Origin of the sequence: Nocardia jinanensis (genome assembly GCF_014645735.1) — a bacterium.
GTDB classification, from domain to species: Bacteria; Actinomycetota; Actinomycetes; order Mycobacteriales; family Mycobacteriaceae; genus Nocardia; species Nocardia jinanensis.
The window spans coordinates 23,817-45,699 of sequence record NZ_BMMH01000030.1 but is presented as its reverse complement, the minus strand read 5'-3'; the positions used below and the strand labels follow the sequence as shown (position 1 = coordinate 45,699).

General features: G+C 65.9%; 16 protein-coding genes. 11 read left to right on the top strand and 5 right to left on the bottom strand.

Annotated elements, in window-relative coordinates:
* Window positions 1-36: 36 nt before the first annotated feature.
* Together IEY68_RS32565 and IEY68_RS32560 are read right to left on the bottom strand one after the other, a co-directional pair.
* Complete coding sequence (locus tag IEY68_RS32565) at window positions 37-801, bottom strand: crotonase/enoyl-CoA hydratase family protein (protein WP_062999931.1); 765 nt, start codon at window positions 799-801, stop codon at window positions 37-39.
* Window positions 801-2,321, bottom strand: a complete 1,521-nt coding sequence (locus IEY68_RS32560) for a TLP1 C-terminal extension domain-containing protein (protein ID WP_062999933.1) — start codon at window positions 2,319-2,321, stop codon at window positions 801-803. The genes IEY68_RS32565 and IEY68_RS32560 overlap by 1 nt, the downstream gene beginning before the upstream one ends.
* 334 nt (window positions 2,322-2,655) lie before the next feature.
* Between IEY68_RS32560 and IEY68_RS32555 the strand changes: the two genes are divergently transcribed.
* From IEY68_RS32555 to IEY68_RS32545, 3 genes are all read left to right on the top strand, one after another.
* On the top strand, window positions 2,656-3,732 hold the full coding sequence (locus IEY68_RS32555; RefSeq protein ID WP_229719174.1) for a glycoside hydrolase family 183 protein: 1,077 nt from the start codon (window positions 2,656-2,658) through the stop codon (window positions 3,730-3,732).
* A gap of 94 nt (window positions 3,733-3,826) precedes the next feature.
* Window positions 3,827-5,080 carry an erythromycin esterase family protein gene (locus IEY68_RS32550; RefSeq protein ID WP_062999954.1) on the top strand — a complete coding sequence of 418 codons (1,254 nt, stop codon included), beginning with the start codon at window positions 3,827-3,829 and terminating at the stop codon, window positions 5,078-5,080.
* 42 nt (window positions 5,081-5,122) lie between these two features.
* Window positions 5,123-5,788 (top strand): class I SAM-dependent methyltransferase, encoded by a 666-nt coding sequence (locus IEY68_RS32545; RefSeq protein WP_062999937.1) that lies wholly within the window; start codon window positions 5,123-5,125, stop codon window positions 5,786-5,788.
* Between the two features lie 49 nt (window positions 5,789-5,837).
* On the opposite strand, the gene IEY68_RS32540 is transcribed toward IEY68_RS32545, so the two are convergent.
* Window positions 5,838-6,437, bottom strand: coding sequence for an alpha/beta hydrolase family protein (locus IEY68_RS32540; protein WP_062999939.1), 600 nt, complete (start codon window positions 6,435-6,437; stop codon window positions 5,838-5,840).
* Window positions 6,438-6,718: 281 nt separating this feature from the next.
* On the opposite strand from IEY68_RS32540, the gene IEY68_RS32535 reads away from it, so the two are divergent.
* The 4 genes from IEY68_RS32535 to IEY68_RS32520 all read left to right on the top strand — a co-directional run bounded on the left by IEY68_RS32535 (window position 6,719) and on the right by IEY68_RS32520 (window position 11,423).
* A complete protein-coding gene (locus tag IEY68_RS32535; protein ID WP_062999941.1) occupies window positions 6,719-8,554 on the top strand; it encodes an acyl-CoA dehydrogenase in 1,836 nt (611 codons plus the stop codon).
* Between the two features lie 162 nt (window positions 8,555-8,716).
* Window positions 8,717-9,655 carry a hypothetical protein gene (locus IEY68_RS32530; RefSeq protein ID WP_189094620.1) on the top strand — a complete coding sequence of 313 codons (939 nt, stop codon included), beginning with the start codon at window positions 8,717-8,719 and terminating at the stop codon, window positions 9,653-9,655.
* Between the two features lie 15 nt (window positions 9,656-9,670).
* Window positions 9,671-10,180 carry a type VII secretion system-associated protein gene (locus tag IEY68_RS32525; protein WP_062999945.1) on the top strand — a complete coding sequence of 170 codons (510 nt, stop codon included), beginning with the start codon at window positions 9,671-9,673 and terminating at the stop codon, window positions 10,178-10,180.
* Window positions 10,181-10,331: 151 nt separating this feature from the next.
* Window positions 10,332-11,423 (top strand): glycoside hydrolase family 183 protein, encoded by a 1,092-nt coding sequence (locus IEY68_RS32520; RefSeq protein WP_062999947.1) that lies wholly within the window; start codon window positions 10,332-10,334, stop codon window positions 11,421-11,423.
* Window positions 11,424-11,515: 92 nt separating this feature from the next.
* On the opposite strand, the gene IEY68_RS32515 is transcribed toward IEY68_RS32520, so the two are convergent.
* Window positions 11,516-14,164: a VanW family protein gene (locus tag IEY68_RS32515; RefSeq protein ID WP_063916403.1), complete on the bottom strand. Its 2,649-nt coding sequence runs from the start codon at window positions 14,162-14,164 to the stop codon at window positions 11,516-11,518.
* Between the two features lie 338 nt (window positions 14,165-14,502).
* Between IEY68_RS32515 and gnd the strand changes: the two genes are divergently transcribed.
* On the top strand, window positions 14,503-15,534 hold the full coding sequence (gnd, locus tag IEY68_RS32510) for a phosphogluconate dehydrogenase (NAD(+)-dependent, decarboxylating) (protein WP_058853087.1): 1,032 nt from the start codon (window positions 14,503-14,505) through the stop codon (window positions 15,532-15,534).
* A gap of 287 nt (window positions 15,535-15,821) precedes the next feature.
* On the opposite strand, the gene IEY68_RS32505 is transcribed toward gnd, so the two are convergent.
* On the bottom strand, window positions 15,822-17,114 hold the full coding sequence (locus IEY68_RS32505; protein ID WP_058853086.1) for an acetyl-CoA C-acetyltransferase: 1,293 nt from the start codon (window positions 17,112-17,114) through the stop codon (window positions 15,822-15,824).
* A gap of 189 nt (window positions 17,115-17,303) precedes the next feature.
* On the opposite strand from IEY68_RS32505, the gene IEY68_RS32500 reads away from it, so the two are divergent.
* The 3 genes from IEY68_RS32500 (at window position 17,304) to IEY68_RS32490 (ending at window position 21,774) form a co-directional block, all read left to right on the top strand.
* A complete protein-coding gene (locus IEY68_RS32500; RefSeq protein ID WP_058853085.1) occupies window positions 17,304-18,662 on the top strand; it encodes a 3-oxoacyl-ACP reductase in 1,359 nt (452 codons plus the stop codon).
* Window positions 18,662-19,528 (top strand): MaoC family dehydratase, encoded by an 867-nt coding sequence (locus IEY68_RS32495; protein WP_058853084.1) that lies wholly within the window; start codon window positions 18,662-18,664, stop codon window positions 19,526-19,528. Before IEY68_RS32500 ends, IEY68_RS32495 begins: the two co-directional genes overlap by 1 nt.
* 731 nt (window positions 19,529-20,259) lie before the next feature.
* Window positions 20,260-21,774 carry an RNA-directed DNA polymerase gene (locus tag IEY68_RS32490; RefSeq protein WP_082681092.1) on the top strand — a complete coding sequence of 505 codons (1,515 nt, stop codon included), beginning with the start codon at window positions 20,260-20,262 and terminating at the stop codon, window positions 21,772-21,774.
* Window positions 21,775-21,883: the final 109 nt, after the last annotated feature.

The window sequence follows — 21,883 nt, the reverse complement described above, 5'->3', positions numbered from 1 at the left end:
CGCCGAACCGGAATCCGACTGCTCCGGACAGGAGGCTCAGCGTCCCCGCCAGACCGGGGCGCGTTTCTCCGCGAATGCCAGCGCGCCCTCGGCCGCGTCCTTGGAAACCAGCGCGGGAAGGGCGATCTCGCCCTGCTTCGCGAAACCCTCCGCGGCAGTCCAATCGGGGGTCTCGTCGATGATCCGTTTACTGGCCGCCACCGCGAGCGGAGCGGCGGCCGCGATCTCACCGGCCAGCTCCAGCGCGACCTCGAGGGCCTCACCCGGTTCGGTCACCCGGTTGACCAGACCCAGCTGGTAGAGACGTTCCGCGCTGATCCGCCCACCGGTGAGCGCGAGCTCGGCCGCGATACTGCGCGGGAGGCGCTGGGTCAGCCGCATGACACCACCGGCCGCCGCCACCAGACCGCGCTTCACCTCGGGCAGACCGAATTTCGCGTCCCGCGCGGCGACGATCAGATCACCGGACAGCGCGAGTTCGAAACCGCCGGCGAGGGCGAAACCCTCCACTGCGGCGATCATCGGTTTCGCCGGCGGATTCGAGGCGATCCCGAGCGGGCCGCGCCGCTCGGTCACCGGCACCTCACCGCGCGTCATCGCGATCAGATCCATTCCGGCACTGAAGGTTCCGTCGGCGCCGGTGAGCACCAGGACCCGGGCCGAATCGTCGGCTTCGAACTCGTCGAGCGCCGCCTCGATCGCCTTGGCGGTGGCCAGATCGATGGCGTTTCGCGCCGCCGGCCGGTTCACCGTGAGTACGGTTATGGCATCACACCGGTCCAGGAGCACGGTATCGGTCATCAGGCGGTCCTCTCGCTACGCAGGATGAAACGGTCGGCGGCGGTGATATCGATGGCGGCGCCCAATCGGTCGCCCGCGGTGACCGCCGCGATGGTCTCGCTGTCCGTCGCCCGGACAAGTATGCGGGCACCGGCCGGGTTCAGAGCACTCACCACGACTGCTTCGGGTTCGTCGCCCGCGCTGCTCTTACGGTGCGGGACCGTATATGCCTCGATCACCGCCGGCCCGGTGTAGCCGGGTGCGGTCTCCCGCCGGGCGACGGGTACCTCGGCCTCCACCGGCCGGAACAACCCGGCGGGTGGTTTCGCCGAATAGACCCCCACCCCGTGCTTGGTGATGTACCAGCCCAGAGCGGTGGTCAGGCCGTAGTCGGCGGGGTTGCGCCGCAGGATCTCGGCCATGGTCGCGATGCCGTGGGTGCTGTAGTTGTTACCGGGACCGCCGCCGAAGGTCAGGCCGCCGGTGACGGTCAGCGGTCGCTCCGGCTCGTCGATGCACAATCCGAGGGCGGCCGCGCCGATCTGTACGGCCACCGGGAAGCACGAGTACAGGTCGATATGCGCGATATCGTCTATCCCGATTCCCGCGCCGCCGAGCGCCGCCCGGCCGGCCGCGGCGATCGCCGGGGACGCCGCCATATCGGTCCGTTCGGAGAGGAACCAGGTATCGGTGGCGGTGGCCCCACCGTGCGGGAAAACCCACAGCTCCCGCGGGACTCCTGCCGCATCCGCCGCGGCGGCACTGCACAGGATCAGCGCGGCGCCCTGATCGACCGTCAGATTCGCCATCAACAGCTTCGGATACGGGGTGGAGACCATCCGGTTGTCAGGTCCGGTGGTGATCAGTTCGGCCACGCTGCGTTCGCGGGGCAACCAGGCATACGGGTTGCGCGCCGCGACGGCGGAGAACCGCGACCACAGCCCGCCGATCCGGGCCAGGTGGGCCTGCTCGTCGAGTCCGAGCCGGTTGCGCATGGCCGATTCCATCAGCGCGTACACATAGATCGGGCCCCACAGACCGGCCGCGGTCTCCATATCGGTGTTGGGGGCGTCGTCGGAGCCGATGATCCGGTCGGGCCGGGCGTTCTCGTCCTGCTCCGGCCAGCCGAGATCCGCACCGGACCGTTCGGCGACGTTCCAGGAGGCGACCGATTCGGCGCCGCAGAGCAACGCGATATCAGACCGGCCCTCGGCGATCTCGCTCGCCAGCAGATTCAGCAGCCGCTGTGGGGCGTCCCCGCCGTAGGGCGCCGATTGCAGTGTCCGTTTCGGGGAGGTGCCCAGCTCGGCCGCGACAAGTGTGCCCAGGTCGGCGTACTGTCGGCTCACCGGCGCCACCGATGCGATCACATCCGCCGAACGCAGCAGCGCGTCCCCGGTCCCGCTGTCCGTACCGGCCCGGCGCAGCGATTCGGCCGCGAGCTCGACCGGTCCGGGCAGGCCCGGTTCACCGGATCGGTGCACAACCTGCCCTACGCCGACGAGCACCGGTGTGCGCGGGTCCATTCCGGATGGCAGCATGCGTCCTCCGCTTCCTCACTGAAGTCTCCCGCTGAAATCCACGGTTAACTTTCGATTAGACCATGGAGCGGTCTATGTCGCCTGTGGACCAAGGGCCCGGCACGATACCCGCGACGCTGGATCATTGCATCCACCGAGGCCGTTAATAACATCTGCGCACAACCGCCGACAATGCGTCTGATCAGGCCGAACCCACTGCTAACATGGCCGCGTTCCGCCAGCCAGTCGAAATGTTCCGTGTATCCATCGAGGCGCCCCGTATATGACGGTGGCGTCTTTGACATGACCCGGAGGTCCGACGGACTTGAAGAGAACCCGCTCGATACTTATTTCGGTGCTGGCGGGCGCATCGGCCGCACTGATCGCCGCCACCGCACCGGCCACCGCAAATCCCAACGCCATCAATCCGATTCCCGTGTTGAACGGCACCAATGGACTCCCCCAGTTACACGGAGCCACCCGAGCCGTTTTCCAGGTGACCGGTATGGCCAGCCCGAACGGAACCCAGAACTACAACATGCTCGGGACCGATCTGGGCATCATGTGGGACAACGGGCAGGGCGAAATGCTGACCGCATTCGGCGATACCGCCGGGGTCGGTTTTCCCAATCTCCTCGCGGGCAGTATGTGGGCGTGGCGCAGCAATGTGCTGGTCCGCAGTCATACCCGGGATCCGCGTCAGGGAATTTTCTTCGACAGCGTGGTCCGAGATGTGTTCGGCCAGGCCAGGGATCTGATACCCAGCCCGAAGATCCCGCTGCTGGAGATCAGCAGAATTCCCACCGCCGGTATCTCGGTGGGCGGTGTGCAGTACATGAGCCTTATGTCGGTGAAAACCTGGGACACCCCCGGAGAATGGACGACCAATTACTCCGGCCTGGCGGCTTCGGCGGATAACGGTGAAACCTGGGCCGATCTCGCCTTCACCCGGCGTCCGAACGAGGGCGCCAACCGCAATTTCCAGATGAACGCTTTTCTGAAGGACGGCGGTTGGGTTTACGTCTACGGCACCGCCTCGGGTCGCGACAATGCCGCGTACGTCTCCCGGGTCCGGGAACCCGATATCCAGAACCTGGCCGCCTACGAATACTGGGACGGGGGCGGCTGGAAACGCGGCGATGTCAATGCCGCGCGGCCGATCATGCACGGCGTCGGCGAACTTTCGGTGATGTGGAACGACCATCTCGGACAATTCGTTTCGCTCACCACCGACCCGTTCAATTCGGTGGTGATGCGGACCTCGTCGTCACCGGCGGGACCGTGGAGCGAGCCGCGGGTATTGATCGATAATCGTGAATTGCCCACCGCCTACGCACCATCGATTTTCCCTTACCAGACCGGAAGCGATCTGTACTTCCTCACCACCCTGCACAATCAGTACAACGTCGTACTGATGCGCACCCGGTTGTGAGATTCCCGGTTCGATCGGGATCCACAAGCTTGACCTCAAGTATGGTTCAGGTATGAGGCTGGTCGCGATACTCCCCGAGACACCAGGAGTCCTCGTGACGACCACCTCGACCCCGGCCGGCGCCACCGAAGCGGTGTACGAGTGGCTGCGCAGCGCGGCGCAGCCCATACTCGGCACCCGCTCCACCGATACCGGACCGGATCTGCGCAAGCTGATCGATCGCCTGGCCGCGGCCACGGTGGTCGGAATCGGCGAATCCACCCGCTTCTCCCGGCAGACCTACGACATCAGGGACCGGATCTTCCGAGTACTGGTCACCGAACACGGTTTCCGGACGTTGGCTATCCAGGACAGCGCCCGATCGGGCGCGCGACTCGACACGTACGTGCGCACCGGGGGTGATCCACACGAGGCGCTCGCCGGTGCGTGGCGGCCCCTGCGCACCGCCGAGACCGTGGCGAGCCTGGAATGGATCCGCGCCCACAACCTCGAACACCCCGAGAAGCAGATCGGCGTTGTCGGCGTCCGGCCCCCGGCGGCCGAACCGGCCGACTACGACGAAGTGCTCAGGTATGTGCGCCGCCGGGCGCCCGCGCGACTGGCGGAGTTGCAATCGCATCTGACACCGATCCGCAGCGCACACCGGATCGACGAGCACGTCCAGCGTCACCAGGGCGTTCACCCCGGGCGCCCGTTCGCCGAAAGCGCCCGCGACGCCCTCGCGCTGGTGGAATCACTCCCCCGGCGGGCCGATACCGAAGCCGCGGGCGAATCGACCACCGCCCTGGAACTCCTGCGGGCGATCGTGGATTTCCACGAGCGCAGTGTGGCCGGACGAGGCGGCTTCGGTGGCGGCGAACCAGCCCCGGCGCAAAGGCTGATCGACCATCACGAGCGCACCGGCGCTCGAATCGTCTATTGGGACGGGGTCGGGCACACCGCCGCAGCCGATCCGAGTATCGGCTCCGCCGCGGAGCGGATGCGCACCGAAGGCAGCCATCTGCGCGCGTACTTCGGCAAGTCCTATCGGTCGGTGGCGATCGGTTTCCACCACGGCGATCTCGGGATGGCACAGGCGCCGGCACCGCGTCCCGACCTGGTCGACGCCGTCCTCGGTACCGTCGACCTTCCCGCCTGGTTCGTCGACCTCGGCGCAGAAGTCCCCGCCGAGGTCCGGGCCTGGACGGCGGCGCCCGCTTGGATGCGGGTGATCAGCGGGGTATACGACCCGGCTCGGGATGAGGAAGCGCGCTTCCGGGTGGAGTCACTGCGCGATTCGTTCGACGCGCTGATCCACATCCGCGAGACCACGCCGGTGCACTGGCTGCCCGACCGCGGCGACAGCTGAACCCGCGACTCCCGGCCCGGCCGCCTCCATACACTTGGCCGTATGAAGGCGGCCGAATGGGATGCGCGTTACGTACAGAGCGAATTGGTGTGGGGCGCGCCCCCGAACAACACGATGGTGGAGTTCGTGCACGGACTGGAGCGGCGCGTACCACGCCTGCCCGGGCCCGACGGCGAGGTACCCGAGCTGCCCCGCGCGCTGGATCTGGCCTGCGGTGAGGGGCGGAACGCGCTGTGGCTGGCCACGCACGGCTGGCGGGTGCACGGTATCGACTTCTCCCAGGTCGGTATCGACAAGGGCCGCACAGTGGCCACCCGGCTGACCCGGTCGATCCGGGAACGGATCACCTGGCAGTGCGCGGATCTCACCGACCCCGCGCTCGAAATCGGCGGCCCGTGGGAGCTGGTCCTGCTGGTGTTCCTGCATCTACCGGCTCCCGAGCGCCGGCGCCTGCTACGGCAGGCCGCCGATTCGCTCTCCCCCGGGGGCATGCTCTTCGTGCTCGGCCATCACAGCGAGAATCCGGCCCGGGGGCACGGGGGTCCGCAGGATCCGGCGATCCTGTTCACACCCGAGGATGTGGTGGCGGATCTGGGAACCGAATCCGGGCTCGAAATCGATACGGCCCGAGAGGTACTGCGCCCGACCGAGGACAGGGACGCGATCGATGCCCTCGTCGTGGCGACGAAATCAACGCGGGAACAGTAGCGCGGGACCGACGACGTGGTATCCGGCCCGGACCGGGCGACACCACCGATCAAGACCTCCAGCGCCGGAACCAGGGCTCGAGGGTTTCGGCGATGGTGTCGAAACCTTTCCGGAAGGAATGCGGCTGACCCGGTATCACCCGCACCTCGGCCGCGTCCGCGGTGTCCGGGATACCGAAGGGGTCACTACCGCCGTTGATCACCACCACATCGGCATCGCCGGCGGCCAGCAGTTCCGCGCGACGGGACTTCTCCGGTTTTCCGGGTGGGTGCAGCGGAAACGACACTGCTACCACCCCGCGCGCGCCGAGCTCGACCGCCGTCCGGCAGGCCACCCGCGCTCCATTGCTGCGCCCACCCTGCACCAGCGGCAGTGCCGGCCCGATCTGCGCGCGCAACGCGGCGATGAGTTCCATCCAGGCCCGATCCTGAAGCTCGGGTTTACCGGGCGCGCGGCGGCCGGCGACGCGGTAGGGCTGCAGGACGCGGGCCACCACTCCACCGGCGGCAAGCGCCGTATCACGCACGGTCAGGATGTCCGCGGAGTCCACACCACCGCCCGCACCGTGGGTGAAGACCAGCAGGAATGCCGGGACGGCCGGGTAATCGATCTCGGCCTCGGCGGGCCCTGAGTTCGTCTCGATCCGCACGCCCCACCCTAACGGGCCCAGTCGGGCGAACCTCATTCCTTGTCACGACCGACACGCCACCCGGCCGTGACCGGCCCGAAACCACCGCTGTGCGCCCGCTGCCTGTTTTTCGCATCACAATGCGGCGCGACCCTTTGCCGACTGCCTTACTCGCCGGTAATATAATCAATAAGTTACCCGCGAGTAGCCTGCCGTTACGCGACAGCTACCCGACGGCAACCGACGGGCGGGAACGGTATCTGCACCGACCGCACCCGACTCAACGGAGAGTGAGTATCACAATGGGTCATTACAAGAGCAACGTCCGCGACCTGGAGTTCAACCTCTTCGAGGTACTCGGTCTGGGCAGCATCCTGGATTCCGGCGCGTACGGCGATCTCGACGCCGACACCGTCAAGGAGATGCTGAACGAGGTCCGTCGCCTGGCCGAGGGACCGCTGGGCGAATCCTTCGCCGACGCCGACCGCAACCCGCCGGTCTTCGACCCCGAGACTCATACCGTCTCCCTCCCCGAATCCTTCAAGAAGAGCTACCGCACCTTGCAGGAAGGCGGCTGGGACTCCTACGCCGTCGCCCCTGAGCTCGGCGGTATCGACTTCCCCCGCGCCGCCTACTGGGCCATCGGCGAACTGGTCCTCGGCGCCCAGCCCGCGGCCTTCATGTATGCCGCCGGCCCCGGCTTCGCCAATATCTTCTACAACAACGCCACCGAAGAGCAGAAGAAGTGGGCGAAAATCGCTGTCGAGCAGGGCTGGGGCGCCACCATGGTGCTCACCGAGCCCGACGCCGGCTCCGATGTGGGCGCCGGCCGCACCAAGGCGGTCCAGCAGGAGGACGGCTCCTGGCATATCGAGGGCGTGAAGCGCTTCATCACCTCGGCCGACTCCGACGATCTGTTCCCGAACATCATGCACCTGGTGCTCGCCCGCCCCGAGGGCGCGGGCGCGGGCACCAAGGGTCTGTCGCTGTTCTTCGTACCGAAGTTCCACTTCGATCACGAGACCGGCGAACTGGGCGAGCGCAACGGCGTATTCGTCACCAATGTCGAGCACAAGATGGGCCTGAAGGTCTCGGCCACCTGCGAGGTCACCTTCGGTGGCCACGGCGTCCCCGCCCAGGGCTGGCTCGTCGGTGAGGTCCACCAGGGCATCGCGCAGATGTTCGAGGTCATCGAGCACGCGCGGATGATGGTCGGCACCAAGGCGATCGCCACCCTGTCGACCGGCTACCTGAACGCGCTCGACTACGCCAAGCAGCGTGTCCAGGGTGCCGACCTGACCAAGATGACCGATAAGACCGCGCCGCGCGTCAGCATCACCCACCACCCGGATGTGCGCCGCAGCCTGGCCACCCAGAAGGCGTACGCGGAAGGCCTGCGCGCGGTGTACCTCTACACCGCCGCCCATCAGGACGCCGATATCGCGGCCGCCGTCTCCGGCGCGGACGCCGATACCGCCGCCCGGGTCAACGACCTGCTGCTGCCGATCGTCAAGGGTGTCGGTTCGGAACGGGCCTACCAGTACCTGACCGAATCGCTGCAGACCCTGGGCGGTTCCGGCTTCCTGCAGGACTATCCGATCGAGCAGTACATCCGCGACGCCAAGATCGACTCGCTGTACGAGGGCACCACCGCCATCCAGGCGCAGGACTTCTTCTTCCGCAAGATCGCCCGTGACCGCGGTGTGGCCCTGGCGCACGTGGCCGGACAGATCCAGAAGTTCATCGACTCCGAAGCGGGTAACGGACGCCTCAAGGGTGAGCGGAAACTGCTGGCTACCGCACTCGAGGATGTTCAGGGCATGGCCGCCACCCTGACCGGCCACCTGATGGGCGCCCAGGAACAGACCGACGAGCTCTACAAGGTGGGCCTCGGTTCGGTGCGCTTCCTGCTCTCGGTCGGCGACCTGCTCATCGGCTGGCAGTTGCTGCGCCACGCCGAGATCGCCGGTGCGGCCCTCGACGCGGGCGCCGACGGCGCGGACAAGAGTTTCTACCAGGGCAAGGTCGCCGTGGCCCAGTTCTTCGCCCGCAATATCCTGCCGGAACTGACCGCCACCCGCACCATCCTGTCGAACCTCGACAACGACATCATGGAGCTCGACGAAGCGGCGTTCTGAGGTTCGGTCCGTCCTATTTCCACCGCGAGCGGCCCGGATTTCCGGGCCGCTCGCGGTGTTTCCGGGCCGGCCGGGCCGATGCGGGTATTCCGCTTTTCGAGTTCCTCCCAGCATCGGCAATAGCCGTATGTTCCGGTATCCGGACTCTGCCACTCTGGATCGGTGGCCACTGGCAGCGGCTCTTTTCAGTACATCGATACGGCCGTGGAACATATGTGCCTGCGGATCGGAGCCGCCGGCAGGCAAATCGGCGAGTTCGGGCGGCACAACCTCGGGGAATTCGCGAAAACTACGCAGTCCGCCGCGGATTCGATCGTGCGCGTCGAGTTCACCGGCACCCGCGCGCTGGACGACGCTTCCCCTGGAGGAAGCGGGCGCGGCGACGATGGGCTCGTCACGGGCACCGATGGCGACTCCGCGGTGGTGCAATTCCGTCCGGAACAGGCTCACAGCATTCCGATCAAAGACCAGAACGGCGATATCCTGGGGGTGTCCTTCCCGACGAAGGACCAGGACGAAGGCCAGATCACGAGCTGGTCCCAGCAGCCGGTACGAACGAGCGATATGGCCTATGTGCCGGTCCCCAGCGATAAATTGCCCGATCCGAACCAGCCCGCGGCCTTCGCACCGAATTGGGCGTTCCGTCCGGAACCTGCCCCTTGGGGCGGAGATGTACAGCGCCTGGGCTACGCCCCGGTATATGTCGACGCCCACGGTAATCCGACCAGCTTCGGAGTCGCTGTCGATCTGGGTGCGGCCGGTGGGCCGACGACGGTACGCGTGGACGGAACGAATTTCGGCCGAATTCTCGAGGCGAACCCGCATTTCCGACGCGCCCTCGCCGAGAATCCAGGGATGCCGGTCCTCTCGATGTCGTGCAAAACCGCCCCGGACGGCTCGACGGCGGCCGAATCAACGGCACACTACCTACAGAACGAAGCCGGAATCGAGCGGGACTTCCATGCCTGGACCGGGCTCGTCAATCCCGTCACCGGGGAGAACGGCATGTCGTTTCTCGTGGTAGAGCAGAAGGATGGTTCGCCTCCGTATCGTAGCTTCCCGTACCGCCCGGCAGACAATGAATCCGGCAGCGCCGACTGAGAGGAAACAGCCCGAATGAAGGAGCCGGTACCCGGCGCGGTCCGTCGTGACGACTGGTTCGTGCTCCTCGACCCGGCCTGGCAGCCGGAGTCGTCGGAGGCGCCACCGCACGTCATGGTCGGGGGTTGGAAGATCGAGCACGACGATCGTCTGGGACCGTTCCAACCCAATCCACAGTATGTGCCCTCCGCTTCCGATGTGCCGACCGATCCCATCGACTCGCTGCTGCGATCCTTCGCCGCCGGACGAACCCTGGACGAGCAATTCATCGGCATGTTCCGCAATACCGTCGTACACATCGGTTGCGACGAACAGAATTCTCCGGTCACGGTCGAATCGCCGGACGGCGTGAACTGCGTGATGGTCGTGACGGCCGAGGTGCACAAGCGACGCCGCCACGCGGACCGCTGGTGGCCGGTGGTGGGAAGCGCATTGCCGGAGATCGTGCCCGCGGGCGCGGACATCCTGGTGAACCCCTCCGGGCCGGCGCAATTCAGGCTTCGGACCTCAGCGCTACTCACGTGACGGTTCGACCGAGCCGTGCCGCCACGCGTCCGCACTATAGGGCCGTGCACCGGTGGCGGCCCATTGCGCTTCCCGTCCGGCCCGCCGCCCGACGATGATCATGGCAAGATGGGCCATCGGACCGCCGTGCCGCCCAGCAGGAGGACATCGAATGACCCACCGCCCGCTGTCCGTCCTCGTACGCACCGGGGTCGCCGGTGCCGTCGCCGCGCTTGTTCTGGCAGGTCCGGCGGTCGCGGATCCGAACAATGTGAATCCGATCCCCGGTATCAACGGCGAACCCCGCGGTTTGCCGACGCTGCCGGGGGACACCCAGGCCGTGTTCCAGGTGACGGGGCTGGACAGTCCCAACCGGACTCAGCAGGTGAATGTACTGGGCACCGATCTGGGGGTCATGTGGGACGACGGGGCCGGCACCATGCTGACCGCCTTCGGCGATTCAGCGGGCCTCGGGGTGCCGAACCTGCTGGCCGGCAGCGTGTGGGCGTGGACCAGCAATGTGCTGTTCTACAGCCACACCAAGGATCCCGCGCGGGGCATCGTATTCGACGGCGCGGTCCCCAATCCGCTACCGAGCCCGAAGATCCCGGGTATCGAGATCAGCTTGATCCCGACCGCCGGTATCGCGGTGGGCGGGGTGCAGTACATGAGCATGATGTCGGTGAAGGAGTGGGGTGACCACGGTTTGTGGACCACCAACTTCTCCACCCTCGCGGCGTCCGGCGACGGCGGGCGGACCTGGGCCCAGCTGCCGAATACGCGGCGGGCCAATGTGGACGGGCACGAACGTTTCCAGCAGAACGCCTTCGTCGAGGACGACGGGTTCGTCTATCGGTACGGCACTCCAGCGGGCCGCAACCACCCCGGATACGTATCGCGGGTGCGGGAAGCCGATATCGCGAATCTCGACGCCTACGAGTATTGGGACGGTCACGGCTGGAAACCGAACGACGCGAAAGCTTCCGCGCCGGTGGTCGACGGGGTGGCCGAGTTGTCCGTGCAGTGGAACGACCACCTGCGCAAATTCGTGATGTTGACGACCGATCCGTTCAACTCGGTGGTGCTGCGGACCGCGGACTCACCCGAGGGGCCGTGGAGCACCCCCCGGGTACTGCTGGAGGCGGCCGCGCTCCCGACGTCGTACGCGCCGATGATCTTCCCCTACCAGACCGGTAGCGATCTGTACTTCCTGCTCACGGTGCACCGCCAGTACAACGTGCTGCTCATGCGGACCCCGCTGTAACGGCACTCGCCGACGGAGACGGAACCGCCCGCCCCGGTATTCGGGGCGGGCGGTTCCGTATTGGCTCGGTCGTGCTCCCGCGGGGACCTCGTTCAGCGGGAGCCCGGGCGGCCGCCGGGCCGGCTGCTGGTGGGTGGACTACTGCTGGGCCCGCTGCCGCCGCTCGGTGCGTCCGCGGATTCCTCCGGCTTCTTGTCCGGTGATTCACATTTGACCTCCGGCACCGGGTCGTATTTCACGGTACGGGTCGTACGGGACACCTCCGCGCCGGTATTCACATCGCTGATCACGCGAGTGTCGGAGATGGTGAAACCCGGTGCGCCCGTCGAGGCGATACAGTCGTCGCCCTCGGGGAGGGTGACGGTTTCCGGTTCGGTCGGTTTGGTCTTCTCGCCGGTGAAGGACTCCACATTCACCGTTTTGGTGCCCCAGATACGGACCGTCACCTCGGAGCTGTCCGCGAATGCCTGGATGTACACACCGTGCGGGGTGTTGTTGCGGAACTGCAGGTCGATGGCGCCGTCGAATACGGTCGCTTCCCGTGCGGCCGGATAGCGGGAGATGTAGTAGCTGTGTTCGGTGTGACCGGCGTCCTCGAGGCCCGCGAAATAGGCGGCGTTGTAGAGAGTGGTCGCGAACTGGCTGATCCCACCACCCACCGCCTTGCTGGGGCGGCCGTGGTCGATGATGCCCGATTCCACATAGCCTTCGGCTGCGGTACGCGGACCGGTGTGGGTGTTCAGGGAGAAGGTGTCGTTCGGTTTGACGACCGCGCCGTTGACCTCCTGGGCGACCGTACGGATGTTCACCCCGGACGGCCCGGTGAAACCACTGGTGGTGAACTCGCCCATCACCTCGTTGATCCCGAGCGCCTCGGCCGCCTGGGTGGTGAGCTTGGGTTCGATCCGCTCATAGATTCCGGGTGTGGTGCGTTGAGCGCCGGCGGCGGCGAGCATCGCGGGCAGCTGCTCCAGCGTCTTCGCCCAGTTGATCTTGTCGCCGACCACGGCCGGGACGACGGTGGGCGTGCCGGAGAAGGTGAAGGTCGCGTCCTTGGGTTCGACCTCGGTCGAGGCCAGTTGCGGTGCGAGCAGGTCGGTGGCCACTTTGTGGTCGAACTCGACCCGCAGCCCGCCGTTCCCGTCGGGTACGAAGCCGACGATGGTGGCGATCTGTTCCGGGCTCAGGGTGGCATTCGCCTCGCCCTTACCGATGTAACCGACCGGCGCGCTCACCGCGGGTTCGGCGATCTGGTGCATCGCCTGATCGATCGCGTCCTGGCGGACGGCGGGCGGTGCGGTGGCGACGGGCAGGTCCAGGGTGCTCGCGGTCGCCCATTCTTCGGTGAGCACGGTGCGGGCGCCGGCCTGATCCAGTACCCGGCCGGAAGTGGGATTCACCTCGACCGGCCGGGTGCCCTCGAAGTGGATACCGCCCTCCACGGGCGGCTGATCGTGCACCTTCAACTCCTCGAAGGTGCGGCCCAGCGCGGCTTCGTCGACCGAGCTGGCCACCGTGACCTCGCGGGTGGCGACGAAGGACAGCAGACGTGAGGCGGGGTTGAGCGGCTGACCACCGACTCGTTCCCAGGTCGCCTCCCAGTCGACCCCGAGACCGGCGGCGGCGGGCACGAGCTGGGTCTGCACATCGGCGATCTTCACCGGGACGGATTCACCGGCGCGCGGATCGAGTTTTTCCTGCAACTTCGCGCGGGCGTCCGCTTCGTCCATCCCACCGATGGCGACACCGGCGATCTCGACCCCGCGCGGGATCTTGCCGGAGGTCATCACCAGATCGGAGATATAGCCCACGAGCGCCACACCGAAAACGATCGCGGCGACCAGCAGCACGCGCCGGGCTTTCGCGGAATCGCGCAGCCGGGCGCGGGCGGCCGAGAACCGGCCGTTGTCGTCACCGGGCCCGCCGGTGCCGCGGCCCCCGCCCGGGCCGCGTGGCGGCGCCGGCGGCTCGGATCCACCGTGCGACAGGATATCGGCGCTGGTCGGATTGTTGGGATGTCCCGGCCAGGACGACGGGCCCCCGGAGAGGCGCTGGGTCAGCGCGGTCGAATCGAAAACCTCGGTCGGCGCATCGTCGGGGTCGGAGTCGGCGAAGGCGGCGGACGCGGGAGCGGGCAGCGGGAACTGCTGGGTGGCGTAATCGGAGCCGGTGGGGTCGGCGGGGGCGGGCCCGGTGGACGCGGACGGCCCGAGCGGTCGAGCGGGACCGGCGGACGGTCCGGGACCCGAAGGCCGAACGGGACCAGTGGACGGCCCGGGACCCGAAGGCCGAGCAGGACCGGCGGACGGCCCGGGACCCGAAGGCCCAGCAGGACCGCTGGGCACGCCGGGGCCGGCGGACGGTCCGGGGGCAGTCCTGGGGTCGGCCCCGGTGGGAGCGCCGGGACCGTGCCCGGCGGGAGCGCGACCAGGAGGCAGCGGTGGAGTGGCGGACCGCGAGATCTCTGGGGTGTGGGCCGAGGTTCGGGGGGAGTCGGCGCCGGGATCCGAACCCGATGACGACGGTCCCCGGTCCGGCTGCGCTCCGTTGGCGGGGTTCAGCCAGGAACTGCCGCCGCGCCAGCCGGCTCTGACATTGTCGGCCGGTTCTGTCGGTTCGGGCGAAGGCCGGCCCTGCTGGGCACGGCCGGTCTCGAGCAGCTGACGTAGGCCGCCGTCGATCGGCTGCGGACGGCCGGAATCGCGTCTGTCACCTCGGTCGGTGTTCGATTCGCTGCTCACGAACCGTCCTCCCCAAATCGATACTTCGGGGACTCGCGGGTGCGAGCCTTCGCCAACGATAGTTGTCCGAACTGTAATCTTCAGTGCCTGATCGATCACAGCTGCGCCATCTGGATACGCACTGACGTCGCAGTTGGGACATATCGCCCGAACCGAGTCCCGGACAGCAGAGTGGCCCCGTGCAGTCGCCGGGTCGGGGGTCAGGCGAATGCACGGAGCCGACCGGTATATCGGTGCCGCGCACAGGTCGTTACACATCGAGTCGACGGATTTTCTCGACGGGCGGGCACAATCGGTGACGACGTGCGAACCGGACTCCTATGCGAAGGAGACGCGAGATGCAGTTGGGCATGATCGGGCTGGGCCGGATGGGGGCCAATATCGTGCGGCGGATCGTCGCGGCCGGGCATACCGCGGTGGGATGCGAACGCCACGTCGAGGTGATCGACGACCTCACCACCGAGCTCGGTGGCCGTTTCCGGGGTAGCACCGATCTCGTGGAGTTCGTGGCCGAACTCGACACCCCCCGGGTGGTGTGGGTGATGATCCCGGCCGGCCTCACCGGCGCCACCGTCGATCAGCTGGCGCGACTGCTGGAACCCGGGGATATCGTCATCGACGGCGGTAACAGCCGGTACCACGACGATATCGCCCGGGCCGCGCAGTTGGCCCCGCTCGGTATCCACTACCTCGATATCGGTACCTCGGGTGGTGTGTACGGCCGCGAGCGCGGGTTCTGCCTGATGATCGGGGGTGCGGCGGAACCGGTGCGGTACGTGGAACCGCTATTGCGGGCCATCGCGCCCGGGGTCTCGGCCGCGCCACGGACTCCGGGGCGGACGGGCGAGCCCGGTCCCGCCGAACAGGGTTACCTGCACTGCGGTCCCGCGGGGTCGGGCCATTTCGTGAAGATGGTGCACAACGGGATCGAGTACGGCGCCATGGCCGCCTACGCCGAGGGCTTCAACATCCTGCACAAGGCCGATTACGGCAACCGGGCCGGCGGTGAATACTCCGCCGAGGAGACTCCGCTCGAACATCCCGAGTACTACCGCTACGACATCGATATCGGGGAGGTCGCCGAAGTGTGGCGACGCGGGTCGGTGGTGGCGTCCTGGCTGCTGGACCTCACCGCGGCGCAACTGCGCGCCGACCCGAACCTGGATTCCTTCGGCGGCCGGATCTCCGATTCCGGGGAGGGTCGCTGGACACTCGACGCGGCGGTGGATATCGGAGTACCGGCACCGGTGCTGTCGGCGGCGCTGTTCCAGCGCTTCGCTTCGCGCGGGGAATCCGCGTACGCGGACAAAGCCCTCTCCGCGATGCGGGAGGCCTTCGGCGGACATCACGAACTGCCCGGCCAGGAGTAGAAACCGCGGGTCACCTGCCGGTGACATACCGCCGGGCGGCGCCGGCACCGCCCGGCCCGCGCACGATTCGATCAGCGCCGGGATACGGCCGAAGCGTGCCACGCGGGAAATCAGCACCTGATCCGCTCTCGACGTCCCGATGAAAGGGAACGCGTATGCGCGAGCGTCCGATCGCCGGATACAGAGGTGCCCCGATCTTCCCGATCGGGGCACCTCGTATCCCCTGTCGGTCCGCCTCGGCCGTGGGCGCTTCCCTCACCCGCCGGACGGACCCGTCGTGGACCGGTTCAGCGCTCCAGAATGGCGACCACGCCCTGGCCCCCGGCCGCGCAGATGGAGATGAGCGCACGGCCCGACCCCTTCTCCGCCAGCTGCTTGGCGGCCTGGGCGACGATCCGGCCACCGGTGGCGGCGAACGGGTGCCCGGCGGCCAGCGAGGAGCCGTTGACGTTCAGCTTGGCGCGATCGATCGAGCCGAGCGCCCCGTCCAGGCCGAGCCGCTCCTTGCAGTACTGATCCGATTCCCAGGCCTGCAGGGTGGCCAGCACCACCGAGGCGAAGGCCTCGTGGATCTCGTAGAAATCGAAATCCTGCAGGGTCAGGCCGTTACGTGCCAGCAGCCGCGGTACCGCGTAGGTGGGGGCCATGAGCAGCCCGTCGGGCCCGTGGATGTAGTCGACCGCGGCGACTTCGCTGTCCACCAGATGCGCGAGCACCGGAAGGTTGCGCTGGGTCGCCCATTCGTCGCTGGACAGCAGCACCGCCGACGCACCGTCGGTGAGCGGAGTGGAGTTGCCCGCGGTCATCGTGGCGTCGCCCAGCTTCACACCGAAGACCGGCTTCAGGGTGCCCAGCTTCTCGAGCGAGGAGTTCGGGCGCAGGTTGTCGTCCCGGGTGAGTCCGAGGAACGGGGTCACCAGATCGTCGAAGAAACCCCGCTCGTAGGCGGCGGCCATGTTCTTGTGCGACAGGTAGGCCAGTTCGTCCTGTGCGTCGCGGGCGACACCGAATTCCTTGGCAGTGATGGCGGCGTGCTCGCCCATCGACAACCCGGTGCGCGGTTCGGCATTGCGCGGAATCTCGATCCCGACCATGCCGGGGCGCAACTGCCCCACCAGCTTGAGCCGCTCGGCGTTGGTGCGGGCGCGGTTGATGTTCAGCATCCACTCCCGCATCCGCTCGCTGACCCCGATGGGTGCGTCGGAGGTGGTGTCGGTGCCGCCGCCGATTCCCGCCTCGATCCGGCCGGCCGCGATGGCATCGCCGACCGTGACGATGGCTTGGAGGCCGGTGCCGCAGGCCAGCTGCAGATCGTGGGCGGGGGTGTAGGGGCTGAGCCGGCTGCCGAGCACGCTCTCCCGGATCATGCCGTGCTCGCCGACCCGTTTGAGGACCGCGCCGCCGGCGACCATGCCCAGACGTTCGGACTGCAGGCCGAATCGGCTCACCAGCCCGTCCAGGGTCGCGGTGAACATGTCCTGGTTGGAGGCGTGGGCGTAGGCCTTGTCGGAACGCGCGAACGGGATGCGGTTACCGCCGAGGATGGCTACCGGACGAGTCGTTCGGGGTGTGGTGGTCACTCGGGTCTCCCAGGTTGTCGAGTTGGCGAGAGGGTCGGGTGCTCCGGGCCCGGGCCGCGGCTCCCCGCCGCGGCGTCCGACGCCCGCCCGCGCTCGGTTTACGATAAACTTACTCCGGAGTAAGTTCAATGTCGACACCGCCTCCGGCGACTCCCGACACCACATCGAGCAACAGAAAAGGTGGGAACTGTGGCAGCCAAGAGCAAGGGTGCACCCAACCTCTACGGATCGTTCGTCAATTCCGCGCCGGGCGGGTTCCTCGCGAACAAGCTGGGTCTGCCGAAGCCGGAGAAACTGCGGCGCTACGTGGCCGGTGAGCCGGCGCTGCCCGGGCCGGTGTTGCTGGGCGGTAAGGGCCGCGTCGCCGAACCGCTGCGGGCGCTGCTGGCCGGCGACTACACCTTCGCCGATTCCCTCACCACGGGAACCAAGTACGGCGCCCTGGTCTTCGACGCCACCGGTATCGGCAGCATCGAGGATCTGTCGCAGCTGTTCGAGTTCTTCCAGCCGGCCATGCGCAGTATCGCGCCGTCCGGTCGGGTGCTGGTCATCGGCACCACTCCCGAACTCGCCGGCAGCGTGGACGGTCAGATCGCCCAGCGGGCGCTCGAGGGCTTCACCCGGTCCGTGGGCAAGGAACTGCTGCGTGGCGCCACCGCGCAACTGGTGTACCTGCACCCCGACGCCTCCCCGGCCGCGACCGGTCTGGCCTCGACCCTGCGGTTCGTCCTGTCCGCCAAATCGGCCTTCGTGGACGGCCAGGTGATCCGCGTCGGTAAGGACGACGCGGTCGCCCCGGCGAACTGGGACAAGCCCCTCGACGGCAAGGTCGCCGTGGTGACCGGCGCCGCCCGCGGTATCGGCGCCACCATCGCCGAGGTCTTCGCCCGGGACGGTGCGCAGGTCATCGTCGCCGATATCCCGGCAGCCGGTGAGGCGCTGGCCGAAACCGCCAACAAGGTGGGCGCCACCGCGCTGGCACTGGACGTCACCGCACCCGACGCCGCCGAAAGGCTGGCCGAATTCGCCACCGAACGCTTCGGCGGAATCGACATCATCGTGCACAACGCCGGGATCACCCGGGACAAACTGCTGGCGAATATGGACGAGGGCCGCTGGAACGCGGTACTGAACGTCAATCTGGCCGCGCCGCACCGGATCACCCAGGGACTGGTGGCCGCAGGCGCGCTGAAGGAGGGCGGCCGGGTCATCGACGTCTCCTCCATCGCGGGTATCGCCGGCAACCGCGGGCAGACGAACTACGGCGCGTCCAAGGCCGGGGTCATCGGCATGGTTAACGCCGAGGCACCCGAACTGGCCGCCAAGGGCATCACCATCAACGCCGTCGCGCCCGGTTTCATCGAGACCGCCATGACCGCGGCGATCCCGCTGGCCACCCGGGAGGGCGGCCGGTTGATGGCCTCGCTGAACCAAGGCGGCGAGACCGTGGACGTCGCCGAGACCATCGCCTACTTCGCCGGCCCGGCGTCGAACGCGGTGAACGGCAATATCGTCCGCGTCTGCGGCCAGAGCATGATCGGCGCCTGATGACCGAGACCATCACTCTCGACACACCGCCGAAGAACAGCAGCCTGTTCGTGAAGGCCGCGCTGGGCGCGGTCCCGCTACCGCTGGTATCGGCCCGGAAATCGGTGATTCCGGACCGTGAGGTCCGGCTCGACGGCTTCCGGGCCGATCCGGAACACCTGGCCGCCTACTGCGCGGCCACCGGTTTGCGGTTCGGCGACACCCTGCCGCTGACCTATCCGTTCATCATCACCTTCCCGCTGGTGATGAAACTCGTGGTACAGCGCGATTTCCCGTTCGTGGCGGTCGGCGCGGTGCACGCGGAGAACCTGATCGAACGCACCCGGGAGATCTCGCTGAGCGAACCGCTCGATATCACCGCGCATATCGAGAACCTGCGCGAACACCCCAAGGGTCTGCTGGTCGACGCGATCAGCGAGATCCGGGTGGGCCGGGAACTGGTGTGGCGGCAGGTCACCACCTTCCTGCACCAGCAGAAGACATCGCTGTCGGGCGGGCCCAAGCCCGAACCGAAACCGGACGAGGTGCCGCCGCCCCCGCTGCGGACGCTGAAGGTGGATCAGAAGACGATCACCCGCTACGCGAACGCCTCCGGCGACCAGAACCCGATTCACACCTCGGCATTGGGTGCCAAGGCATTCGGTTTCTCACGGGCCATCGCGCACGGAATGTGGTCGGCGGCAACCATCCTGGCAACTCTCGAGGGCCGGATTCCGGACAAGGCTTCCTACGCCGTGAAATTCGGCAAGCCGATCCTGCTGCCGTCTACCGTCAACGTGTACGCCGACCAGGTCGAGCAGGGTTGGGATCTGGCACTGAAGCATCCGAAGAAGGGCTACCCGCACCTCACCGCGACACTGCGCTGAGCCGCCCGGGACCTACGTGCGAACCCCGCCCCGGGACTCTCCGGAGCGGGGTTCTACGTGCCACAACCACGAGAAGGCACCCGTCAGCAACGTCAAAGCCTGTTGCTGCAGTAGGCCAGGAGAATCGAACTCCTGACCTTTTCATTACCGGAAGCATCGAACACGAGAGACTACGACAGGTGACAGTCGCCAACCCGAAGCTCCCGGTGACCTGGTGAAGTATTCGGTTTCGACAACCAACTAAGACTCAGACGTATGTTCGATAACGACACAGAGCAGGGGCATACGTTTGGAGTTAGTTGGACACATACAAGTCGCACGGTCGGCGCGCCTCCCATACGAAACGCCGGGAACCTCAAATGATGGCTACCCCTTAGCAAAGATATAGTTGGCAAGCGCAACGGGGTGCGGCAGTACATGCCGCTGGGCTGAGGTGTTCGCGGCGAAGCACTCAAACTGCCTCTGCATGAGCAGGCTGCACACAGACAGCGACGCGCGTGGGCACGTGCACAACGCCGAGAGTTCAAACCCTGAGTCAACGCCGGTGGCAGGATCGCGCTCATCGCCAGGGGCCAACCGACGTTAGCCGGTAGTCTTACCTCCGTAACGACACACTCGGCGAAGGACTTGGGTTGCCTCTTCTGGATTCTTCAGCAATCAATCGCGCAGTTCAGAATGTTGCCCACTGGGGAGATACCGACGTATTTCCGTTACCCTTCGAGAATCACGTGATGCACGACGTACCCGACAAGGTTTCGGAAGTGATTTCCGACATGGATCGAAATTTTGATAGCCGAATCGGAGGCGCAGTTATAGACAACTATTCAACACTTGCACCGGTCGGCTACGTAGGATTCCGCTGGGCAACGCAAATCGATCCAGTATGGAATGCCTACCTCCTAGCCTTGGTGCTCAGCCTCGCAGACGAGATTGAACGCACACGGATTTCTGAATCTGATGAGAAGGTATTCTCTTATAGATACCGGCCACTACCATCCGATGGATTATTCTCACAAGAGAGCTGGAAGCAGTTTCAAGAGAAGACGCGGACCCTTGCTGAAGCTGAGGGATTTGTGGTTGCCGCCGATATCTCGGACTTCTATTCTAGAATTTACCATCACAGGCTTGAGAATTCCCTGCGCGATGTGGACCGCGCCGGAGGTATAACAAGACAAATAATGAAGGTGCTCGGCAAGCTGTCGGGCAACACGTCTTATGGACTCCCGGTTGGTGGCCCAGCAGCTCGAATTCTCTCTGAGCTTGTATTGAATCGCGTCGACAAACTGCTACTCACAGAGCGTGCAACAAACAATTTTTGCAGGTACGCCGATGACTACCGCTTCTTCGTTCCAGACATGGAGTCCGCGTATAGCGCAATCGGATTTCTATCCGAAAAGCTTCTTCGGAACGAAGGTCTATCTCTGCAGAAAACCAAGACTCGGATAATGACATCAGCCGAGTATCTATCAACACTCGATCCTCCCGAGGCCGTCCGGGGCAGTGCCGCTCGCTTTCTCGGCCTACACTTGCATTATGATCCCTATTCGGCAACAGCGGATGACGATTACGAGAATCTCAAGAATAAAATCGAGGAGTTCGATATTCTCGCACTACTCAGAGCGGAAATGGATAAGGGTCGCATACACACTGCTTTGACACGCCGACTGGTGTCGTCCCTAAGCTACCTGGATCCCGTACCTAGAAGGCAAGCAGCGCTATCGCTACTTGAGAACCTTGAAACACTCGTACCCGTTACTCCTCAGGTGATGGTATCCCTTCGCGGGACGATGGATCATATTGACGACAGTGAATTCTCGGAACAGGTGAGCGCCCGTCTCCGCGGGATGATTTCCGATTCCCACTTCATTGCAAAGATCGACCTTAATCTTGCATACATGATCCGAGTCTTATCCGGGCATAAATCGACAGAGAACGAGCAGTTGCTAATCAGTCTATTCGACGCATCGCATGGCTTTAGCACTGGCCCCGCACCAATAATACAACGGGATATAGTACTTACGCTTGCACGCTGGAGAACCAACTATTGGCTGAGCGACCTGAAAAACTACATAGCCACTATGCATCCATGGGTAAGACGATCCTTTATGGTGGCTTCCTATACTCTCGGCGATGAAGGCAGCCACTGGAGGCAGGCAAACAAACCCAATGCAAACACGTTAGACCTCGTAGTGCGAGATTGGGCTGCGAGCAAGTTCCAGGACATCAACTGGGAGGTCCCGGCATGATTTCAGCTGGCACGTTCGCTCGTCAGAATTCCATCTGGGATAGCTGCGCACCCGCCCTAGGCGAGGTCGTGAGGTGGGCGAATAAGAATTCGCAACCTCTTGGAAAGTC